At 75.1% G+C, this 9,812-nt stretch carries 7 protein-coding genes; 3 read left to right on the top strand and 4 right to left on the bottom strand.

All coding sequences use genetic code 11. The features are described from left to right. Together ACWEO5_RS36545 and ACWEO5_RS36540 are read right to left on the bottom strand one after the other, a co-directional pair. Positions 1-1,038: AAA family ATPase (locus ACWEO5_RS36545; protein WP_452166412.1), on the bottom strand; the 1,038-nt coding region annotated here is incomplete at its 3' end. 34 nt (positions 1,039-1,072) lie between these two features. Further along, entirely contained in the window at positions 1,073-2,245 is a 1,173-nt protein-coding gene (locus ACWEO5_RS36540) for an exonuclease SbcCD subunit D (RefSeq protein ID WP_452166411.1), read from the bottom strand. Positions 2,246-2,449: 204 nt separating this feature from the next. Between ACWEO5_RS36540 and ACWEO5_RS36535 the strand changes: the two genes are divergently transcribed. Then, positions 2,450-3,043, top strand: coding sequence for a hypothetical protein (locus ACWEO5_RS36535; RefSeq protein ID WP_344550948.1), 594 nt, complete (start codon positions 2,450-2,452; stop codon positions 3,041-3,043). 256 nt (positions 3,044-3,299) lie between these two features. Beyond that, positions 3,300-4,097, top strand: coding sequence for an SGNH/GDSL hydrolase family protein (locus ACWEO5_RS36530; protein ID WP_452166410.1), 798 nt, complete (start codon positions 3,300-3,302; stop codon positions 4,095-4,097). A 124-nt stretch (positions 4,098-4,221) separates the two neighbouring features. Here ACWEO5_RS36530 and ACWEO5_RS36525 read toward each other — a convergent pair whose 3' ends face one another. Continuing rightward, on the bottom strand, positions 4,222-5,340 hold the full coding sequence (locus ACWEO5_RS36525; RefSeq protein ID WP_452166409.1) for a polysaccharide deacetylase family protein: 1,119 nt from the start codon (positions 5,338-5,340) through the stop codon (positions 4,222-4,224). Positions 5,341-5,491: 151 nt separating this feature from the next. Continuing rightward, a complete protein-coding gene (locus ACWEO5_RS36520; protein WP_452166408.1) occupies positions 5,492-7,312 on the bottom strand; it encodes an AMP-dependent synthetase/ligase in 1,821 nt (606 codons plus the stop codon). 368 nt (positions 7,313-7,680) lie between these two features. Between ACWEO5_RS36520 and ACWEO5_RS36515 the strand changes: the two genes are divergently transcribed. Continuing rightward, a partial coding sequence (locus ACWEO5_RS36515; RefSeq protein WP_452166407.1) for a sensor histidine kinase occupies positions 7,681-9,812 on the top strand: 2,132 nt, incomplete at its 3' end.

The following is a 9,812-nucleotide window of genomic DNA, read 5'->3' as shown; positions in this document are numbered from 1 at the left end:
CGTGAGGATCACCGTCGTCGCCGCGTCCACCCAGGGTGAGGTGCTCGCGGTCCCCGCCTCGGCGGCCAACGCGGCGTCCAGCCGGGCCCGTTCGGGGGCCGAGCGGGCGGCCAGGTCGGCGAGCCGGAGCCGTTCCCGCCGGGCCCGCTGGTGGCGGGACTGCCGTTCGGCCAGGGCGGCCTGCTCCTCCAGCCGGGCGCGTGCGGCGGCCCGCGCGGTCTCGGCGGCGGCCAGCCGCAGTGCGGCGGAGTCGGCCCGTTCGGCGGCGTCGACGCGCAGCAGCGCGGCCCAGGCCAGCGCCCCGGCGACCGGGGCGTCCTCGTCGGGGCGGTGCTCGGCGGCGCCCGCCGCGAGCGGCCCGGCGGCCTCCTCGGCGCGGGCCAGCAGGGCGTGCACCCGCTGCCGTCCGCTCTGCACCCGGGACTCGTGCTGCTTGCGCAACTCGGCCGTCCAGCGCTCCAGTTGGTCGAACCGTCCGGTGTCGAAGAGCCGGCCGAGCAGTTCGGCGCGCTGCTTGGAGTCGGCCCGCAGGAAGCGGGCGAAGTCGCCCTGCGGGAGCAGCACGACCTGGCAGAACTGTTCGCGGTTCATGCCCAGCAGCCGGGTCAGCTCCTCGCCGGCCTCCTGGTGCGACCTGCTGACCGGCACCCAGCCGGGTCCGCCCTGGCCGGCGTCGGCGGCCCACTCGCGCAGCAGGGTCTGCGCCTTCTCCGGGGTCAGGCCGGTGCCGCGCTTCTTGGGCCGCCACTGCTCGGGGCTGCGGGTGACCTCCAGCCGCCGCCCGCCGAGGGTCAGCTCCAGCACCACTTCGGTGCGCACGCCCGGTTCGGCGTGGTCGCTGCGCACCCCGTTGCTGCGGCGGGTGCCGGGCAGTTCGCCGTACAGCGCGTAGCAGACCGCGTCCAGCACGCTGCTCTTGCCGGCGCCGGTGGCCCCGCGCAGCAGGAACAGGCCGGCGGCGGAGAGCCGGTCGAAGTCGATCAGCTCGGTGCCCGCGAACGGCCCGAAGGCGGTGAGGGCGAGCCGGTGCAGCCTCATCGGGTGTGCTCCCGCGTGTGGTGGGGACGGGCGGTCACCGGGCGTTCTCCTCGGCCCGGCCGGCCGCGCCGCGGCGCACCGACTCCAGGCCCTCCAGCAGCCAGGTCCGTTCGTCGCCGTCGAGCTCCCGGCCGGGGCGGACGTGGGCGACGAAGCCCTCGACCACCTCCTGGTCGGTGCGCCCGCGCACCCGCTGGGCGTAGGAGGCGCCGTCGGCCCGCTCGCCGCCCTCCGGGTCGAAGAGCAGCTGCAGGGTGTGCGGGAAGCGCTCGCGCAGCCGCTCCATCGCGTCGGCCGGGCGGAGGGGATCGGTCAGGGTGGCCTGCGTCCAGCACTCGACGGCGTACTCGTGCTCCCCGTCGGCCAGCAGCTCGTCCAGCCGCCCCCTGAGCCGCGCCAGTCGGCGCGGCACCGGGCAGTACACCCGGCGGGCCTCGACGGCGCCCGCCGCGTCCAGGTCGACCAGCCACATCGACTTGCGGTGGTCGGTCTCGGAGAAGGAGTAGGCCAGCGGGGAGCCGGAGTAGCGCAGGTGCGGGGCGAGGGTCTGGCAGCCGTGCAGGTGGCCGAGGGCCGCGTAGTGCACGCCGTCGAACACCGAGGCGGGCACCGACTGCACACCGCCGACCGCGATGTCCCGCTCGCTGTCGCTGGCGGCGGCGCCGGTGACGAAGGCATGCGCCAGCACCACCGCGCGGGTGCCCGCGGGGCGGGTGGCCAGGTCGGCGCGGACGCCGTCCATCGCGGCGGCGAGCACCTGCTCGTGGCCGCCCCGCTCCAGGCCGAGCCGCTCGCGGACCAGCGCCGGCTCCAGGTAGGGCAGGCCGTAGACGGCCACCGGGCCGTGCTCGTCGGCCAGCAGGACGGGCTCGGCCAGCGCGCCCGGGTCGGTGCGCAGGTGGATGCCGGCCCGGTCGATCAGCCGGGCGGCGGTGCCCAGCCGGCGGGCGGAGTCGTGGTTGCCGGAGATGAACACGGCGGGCACGCCCAGCTCGGCCAGCCGCCACAGCGCCTCGTCGAACAGCGCGACCGCCTCCAGGCCGGGCAGCGCCCGGTCGTAGACGTCCCCCGCGACCAGCACCGCGTCGACCCGCTCGGCGGTGACGGTCGCCACCAGGTGGTCCAGGAAGGCCCGCTGGGCGCCGTGCAGGTTCTCCCGGTGGAACGAGCGCCCCAGGTGCCAGTCCGAGGTGTGCAGCAGCCTCACTCCGTCGCTCCCCGCCGCATCCTCGCCACTCCTCGTCCGTCCGGTGCTCCGGTACGAGTATCACAGGTGCCGGACAGCGCCCCGAGCCGTCGCCTTAGCAGACCCGGTGACCCGGGTGGCGGTCGGGGCTGTTCATCGGTCGGGTGTTCGGGGAAGATCATCAGGTGGTACGGCGGGCGGGTCCGCGGAGCGGAAGGGAGCGGGATGGGCATCGAGTACAGCCCGGAGATCTCCGACCTGCTCGGGCGGGTGCGCCGCCGGCCGAACGCGGGCTGGCCGTGGCGGCCGGGCGAGCAGGTGCCGGCCGGGCTGACGGTCAAGCAGTCCTGGGGGTGGCTGTTCGCGCCGGACGGGCGGGTGCTGACGCTGGTGAACCCGAAGGACGGGGTGGTCAGCCTGCCCGGCGGCTCGCTGGAGCCGGAGGACGCGGGGGACCCGGGCAGCGCGCTGGCCCGGGAGGCCGGCGAGGAGGCGCAGGCGGTGATCGGGGGCCCGGTCTACCTCGGGTACCTGTACGACCGGGTCGGCTCGGCCAACGGCGGGCACGAGTGCGCCCGGGTGCGGATGGCCGCGGTGCTGCGCGGGGTGGGCCCGTCGGTGCCGGACCCGGCCTCCGGGCGGCACTACCGGCGGCTGCTGGTGGCGCCCGGCCTGGCGGTCGAGCTGCTCGGCTGGGGGCCGCCCGGGCTGCGGCAGGCCCGGGCGGCGGTCGCGGCGGCGGCCGGGCTGTGGGGCGTCCCGGCGCGGGCGGACGAGACGATCGAGGAACTGCCGCTCGCGGGCTGCCGGCTGTGCTGAGCGCGCCGGGCGCCGGGCGCTGAGCGCTGAGCGCGCCGGGCCCCGAGCGCGCCGAGCGCGCGCCCCTCGTCGCCGGGGTGGTGCGGCCGTCACTCCGGGCGATCGTCGCAGCCCAGGTCAGGGATGGGTCTGCGCGCGTAGCGGACGTTGGGGTCCCGTTCGGTGAGAGTTCGTCAACTTCTTTGGCATGACCGCTTCCCCGCGAGGCTACTGACTGGTATCCAATGTGTGGCCTGCGTCACTCATGGAGGATCAGATGTCCCGCTTCCGTGCTGTCTCCGTCGCGCTCACCGCGGCGGCCCTGTCCGTCACCACCCTCGTCGCCGCCACCCAGGCGAACGCCGCCGGCGTCAACTACGTCGCGCTCGGCGACTCCTACTCGGCCGGCGTCGGCTCCGGCAGCTACACCAGCGACAGCGGCAGTTGCAGCCGCAGCACCAAGGCGTACCCGTACCTCTGGAAGACCGCCCACGCGCCCACCTCGTTCTCCTTCGTGGCCTGTTCGGGCGCGAAGACCGGGGACGTGGCCGCCAACCAGCTGAGCGCGCTGAGCTCCTCGACCACGCTGGTGTCGATCACCGTCGGCGGCAACGACGCGGGCTTCGCCTCCACCATGCAGACCTGCGTGCTGAACAGCGAGAGCTCCTGCCTGAGCGCGGTGAACACGGCCAAGAGCTACGCCAACAACACCCTGCCGGGCCAGCTCGGCGGCCTGTACGGCCAGATCAAGGCGAAGGCGCCCAACGCGCACGTGGTGGTGCTCGGCTACCCGCACCTCTACCAGGTGCCGGGCAGCTGCATCCTCGGCATCTCGGACACCAAGCGGACCGCGATCAACAGCGCCGCCGACACCCTGGACACGGTGATCGCCAAGCAGGCGGCGAACGCCGGGTTCACCTTCAAGGACGTCCGCACGGCCTTCTCCGGCCACGAGATCTGCGGCTCCTCCAGCCAGTGGCTCAACAGCACCACGCTGCCGATCAGCGACAGCTACCACCCCAACTCCTCCGGCCAGGCCGGCGGTTACCTGCCGCTGTTCAGCGCCGCGGCCTGACCCGGGGGAGCGGCACCGGCGTCCGTGGGGGACGGGGAGGCCGGCGGCCGGGCTCGTGCGAGGAGCCCGGCCGCCGGTGTTCCGGGGGGACCGGCGCGGCCGGCCGGCCGGTGCGGGCGGTCGGTCAGTGCAGGTAGTCGGTCAGCGCCGCGGGCTTCAGGCCGGCCTGCGCGGCCGCGTCCAGGGCGCGCTGCAGGTCGCTCGCCAGGGTGTCGGTGAAGTGCAGGATGACGATGTCGCCGGCCTGCAGGACGCCGCCGGGGTGCGAGGTGCTGGAGGCGCCCCAGCCGAAGTCGACGTTCGCGGTGACCAGGTGCGTCATGCCGCAGTTCGCGGCGGCCTGCTGGAGGTCGGCGTTCGCCGCGAAGTACGGCGGGCGCAGCAGCGTCGGGACGGTGCCGTAGTGCGCGGTGACGGCGTCCCGGGCGTCGCAGACCTCGGCCTGCTGCTCGGCGGGCGACAGCGTGGTCAGGTCCCGGTGCGAGACGCCGTGGTCCTCGATCGCGGAGCCGGGCACCGCGGTGGCCCGGGAGAAGTAGTCCGGTTCGAAGCCCTCCGGCATCGGCAGCGGGAACGCGGTGACCGGGACCTTCCGGTCGGCGATCAGCCGCACCGCCGCCGGGTCGCGGGTCCAGCCGTCGTCGACGGTGATGAAGACGACCGGGTCGGAGGTCGGCACGCCGGTGGTGAGCGGCGCGGGCGCCGGGCGGTCGCCGGTCACCGAGACGTCGTCCACCGAGACCGGGCCCCGGCCGTACCAGCCGTGCACGTACAGCTGCACCGAGGTGGTGGCCGGGCCGGTGGTGAAGGAGGTGCTCAGCCGCTGCCAGCCGTCGCCGGTGGACGCCGTCCAGGCCGGGGGGACGTCGTGGCCGGTGCCGCTCGCGCCCAGGAAGGCGTACGAGCCGCGCACCCAGGCGCTGTAGGCGTAGGTGGTGTTCGGGCGCACCGCGAGGGTCTGGGCGCACTGGCCGGTGGAGTCGTCCGAGGCGGGGGTGAGGGTCAGGGCGGAGCCGCCGGTGCGGGCGGCGGCGGTGACCGCGCCCTCGCCGGCCGCGCAGTGCCAGCCGGGGATCGAACCCCAGTCGGCCAGCGGCAGGGTGGGGATCTCGAAACCGGGGTTGGTGGCCAGGTTCGGCGCGGGGGCCGGCGCGTCCGCGTGCGCGGTCGGCACGGTGGCGAGGGAGGCCAGCGCGGCGGTGGCGGCGAGGGCCGCGAGACGGCGGCGGGCGGAACCGATCACGGGTCAACTCCATGGTGGGGGACGGGCGGAGGAGTGACTCCCGGAGGGGGCGGGGGTCGGTGGGGGCCCTGCCGCACCAGGCCGGTGCACACAATGGACTGGACCAATCCCGGCGGTCAAGCGGAACGGCCCAACCGGTGGCCGAGATCGGTCAACCGGCGTAGAGCTCCTCGATGTCCTGCGCGTAGCGCTCCGCCACCGCCGCCCGGCGGATCTTCAACGAGGGCGTCAGCAGCCCCTCCTCCAGCGAGAACTCGCGCGGCAGCAGCCGGAACGCCCGGATCGACTCCGCCCGGGACACCGTGGTGTTCGCCGCCCCCACCGCCCGCTGCACCTCCTGGTGCAGCTCCGGATCGGTCAGCGCCTCCCACACGTCCAGCGGCGGCCGCCCGCGGGCCCGCAGCCAGTGCGCCAGCGCCACCCCGTCCAGCGTGATCAGCGCCGCCAGGTACGGCCGGTCGTCGCCCACCACCAGGCACTGGGCGATCAGCGGGTGCGCCCGGACCCGCTCCTCCAGTACCGCCGGGGCCAGGTTCTTTCCGCTGGAGGTGACGATCACCTCCTTCTTGCGGCCGGTCAGCGTCAGGTAGCCGTCCTCGTCCAGCTCGCCCAGGTCCCCGGTGGCCAGCCAGCCCCGGCAGAGCGCCTCGTCCGAGCAGCGCGGGTGGTTCAGGTACCCGGCGAACACCCCCGCCCCCTTCACCCACACCTCGCCGTCCTCCGCGATCGCCACCGTCGAACCCGGCACCGGACGGCCCACCGTGCCGAACTTCGGCCGCCGCGGCGGGTTCCCGGTGATCGCGGCCGAGGACTCGGTCAGCCCGTAGCCCTCGTACACCGTCATGCCCGCGCCCGCGAAGAACAGCGCCAGCTCCCGCCCCAGCATCGACCCGCCCGACATCACCGCCCGCACCCGGCCGCCCAGCACCGCCCGGATCCGCTGGTACACCATCCGCTCGTACGCGGCGTGCCGCAGCCGCAGCGCCGGGGAGGGGCCGGGGCCCTTGCGGTGCGCCCGGCGCTCGCAGGCCGCCGCCCACTCCACCGCGACCCGCTCCGCCTGCTCGAACAGCTCCAGCCGCCCGGCCTCCTCGGCGGCCTCCCGGGCCCGGCGGTGGATCTTCTCGAAGACGTACGGCACCGCCTGCAGGAAGGTCGGCCCGAACGCGGCCAGCACCGGCAGCAGGCTGTCCGCCGACACCTTCGCGTGGTGGCCGATCCGGATCCCGCCGCGCACCGCCGCGACCTGGGTGAGCCGCCCGTACACGTGCGCCAGCGGCAGGAACAGCAGGGTGGACGGCTGGCCGCCGCCGGTGTCGGCGAACACCTCCGCCCAGCCGTGCAGCACCGCGTCCGCCGTCGAGGCGAAGTTGCCGTGGGTCAGCAGGCAGCCCTTGGGGCGGCCGGTGGCGCCCGAGGTGTAGATGACGCTCGCCAGCGAGTCCGGCGTCACCCCGAGCCGCTGACGGTGCACCAGCGCGTCCGGCACGCCCGCGCCGTCCGCGGCCAGCTGCGCCACGCAGCCCCGGTCCAGCTGCCAGATGCCGGTCAGCTCCGGCAGCGCGTCGCACACCGCGCCCACCGTCATCGCCTGGTCCTCGTCCTCCACCACGCAGGCCACCGCCGCGGTCTCGGCCAGGATCCAGCGCACCTGGTCCGGCGACGCCGTCGGGTACACCGGCACGGTGATCGCCCCGACCGACCAGAGCGCGTAGTCGAACAGCGTCCACTCCCAGCGGGTCGCCGACATCACCGCGACCCGGTCGCCGTAGCGCACCCCGCGGGTCAGCAGGCCCCTGGCCAGGGCCAGCACCTCGTCGCGGAACCGGGCCGCGGTCACCGGCTCCCAACCGCCGTCCACCGCCCGGGACAGCTGCACCAGCCGCGGATCCCGCTCCGCCCGGTCGAACACCGAGTCGGCCAGCCCGCCGGTCGGCGCCGTGCCCGGCGCGGGGCTGCTGAACTCTCGCACGGTCCCCCCGATCCCCGCGGCCCCCGCCCCGGTCCGGGGGGCCGTTCCCGCCCCCGGCCCGCACGGTCGGAGCGGTACCGGCGAAGCTACCGGATCGGCGCGGCGCTGCCCAGAGTCACCGTCCGACGACACCCCGCACCGACCGAAGTGCCGCAGGTCGGGGCCATGACAGAACCCGGCCGGGAAATTAAAGGACGATCCGGACAACAGCCGATCACGATGCACTTTCACCCTACGAACGGGTGGTCAGGAAGTAGTAGGCTCGCGGCTCTCGACCCCCGCCCGTACCCACCCCTGCCCCCGCGCACCCACCCGCGCCCGCCCACCGCGTCCCGGGCCGTTCCGCCCGAGGACCACTAAGGACCCGTATGCGCCTGCGCCGCAGCTCGATCCGCGCGAGGATCGTCGCGCTGCTCCTGGTGCCCATCGCGGCGCTCAGCGGCCTGTGGGTCTACGCCACCCTCGTCACCACCGGCGACGTGTGGGAACAGCTCGACCTCGGCTCCACCTACACCGCCTTCGGCGACCCCGCCGACCAGTACGCCCACGACCTCCAGCAGGAGCGCACCGCCGCCGTCCTGCGGCTGGCCGCCCCCGGCGACGCCGACTACGCCGCCGCCTACACCCGGGCCCGCGAGGTCACCGACCGCGACCTGCAGCTGCTCCGCTACCAGGGCACCAGCCACGACGCCGGCAAGCTCGACGCCGACCAGCGCACCCGCTACCAGGAACTGCTGGACGTCGCCGACCAACTCGGCGCCATCCGCAGCCAGATCAGCCAGCAGAAGCAGAGCTGGGACGGCGCGCTCAAGGACTACAGCGACCTGATCACCCCGGTGTTCGCGTTCCGCTCCTCCTTCATCGCCAAGCAGACCGGCTCGCTGCCCCGGCAGGGCACCATCCTGGTCGAGCTCTCCCGGGCCGGCGAGTACCTCTCCCAGGAGACCTCCGCGATGCGCGCGCTGCGGGCCGGCACCGAGGCCGGCGCCAAGGACCCCCGCAAGCAGCAGGTCGCCCTGGACGCCATGAACGCCCAGCAGGCCCTGTTCCGGATCTACATCGGCGAACTCGGCAGCGACGACCGGGTGGCGTACAACGCGCTGCGGATGGGCCAGGACTGGAGCTGGCTCACCGCCGCCGAGAACGGCTTCGACAAGGCCGCCGACCGGGCCGTGGAAGTGCGCGGCGGCCCGGTCGACTCCTGGGGCGAGACCGCCGACAAGGTCCTCACCGCCATCGACAACCTCAACTCCGCGCTGGCCGCCGACCTCGGCGACCAGGCCCGCGACAACGCGATCGGCGCGCTGGTCCGCGGCGGCACCGCCGGCCTGATCGGCCTCACCGCCGTCGTGCTCTCCATCGTCATCTCCTACCGCACCGGCCGCCGCCTGGTGCGCGAACTCGTCGGCCTGCGCAACGCCGCCGCCGACCTGTCCGCCACCCGGCTGCCCTCGGTGATGCTCCGGCTGCGCCGCGGCGAAGCCGTCGACGTGGTCGCCGAAGTGCCCCAACTCGACCTCGGCACGGGCGAGATCGGCCAGGTCGGCCGGGCCTTCAACGAGGTCCAGCGGGTCGCCGTCGAGGCCGCCGTCGAACAGGCCGAACTGCGCCGCGGCGTCTCCGCCGTCTTCGTCAACCTGGCCCGCCGCTCGCAGGTCCTGCTGCACCGCCAGCTCACCCTGCTCGACACCATGGAGCGCCGCACCGAGGACCCGCGCGAACTGGAGGACCTGTTCCGGCTCGACCACCTCACCACCCGCATGCGCCGGCACGCCGAGGGCCTGATCATCCTCTCCGGCGGCTCGCCCGGCCGCGCCTGGCGCAAGCCGGTCCGGATGGTCGACGTGGTGCGCGCCGCCGTCGGCGAGGTCGAGGACTACGCCCGGGTCCAGGTGCGCCCCTTCCCCGGCACCGGCCTGCTCGGCTCCGCCGTCGCCGACGTCACCCACCTGGTCGCCGAACTCGTCGAGAACGCCACCGTGTTCTCCCCGCCGCAGACCCACATCACCGTCCAGGGCGAGGTGGTCGCGCACGGCTTCTGCCTGGAGATCGACGACCGCGGCCTGGGCCTGAGCGAACAGCACCTCGCCGAGATCAACCAGCGGCTCGCCGTGGAGCAGGAGTTCGACCTCGCCGACACCGACCGGCTCGGCCTGTTCGTGGTCTCCCGGCTCGCCCGCCGGCACGGCATCCGGGTGCACCTGCGGCCCAGCCCCTACGGCGGCACCTCCGCCGTGGTGCTGATCCCGCGCGAACTGCTCGCCGAGACCGTCGAGAGCGCCCCCGACGCGCCCCGCCAGGGCGCCGAGGACACCGGCACCCACCGGCGGCCGCCCGCGCCCGCCGCCACCGCCGCCACCGCCGTCCGGGCCCCGGCCGCCGTCCAGGCGCTGCCGGTCCGCGGCCAGGGCGCCCACGCCGCGCCCGCCCCGGCCGCGCTCGGCGGGCCCCGGCCCTCCGCGGCCGAGCCGTCCACCGTCCCCGGCGGGCTGCCCCGCCG

Source organism: Kitasatospora sp. NPDC004272 (genome assembly GCF_053603035.1).
This window is presented reverse-complemented; position numbering and strand designations above follow the sequence as displayed.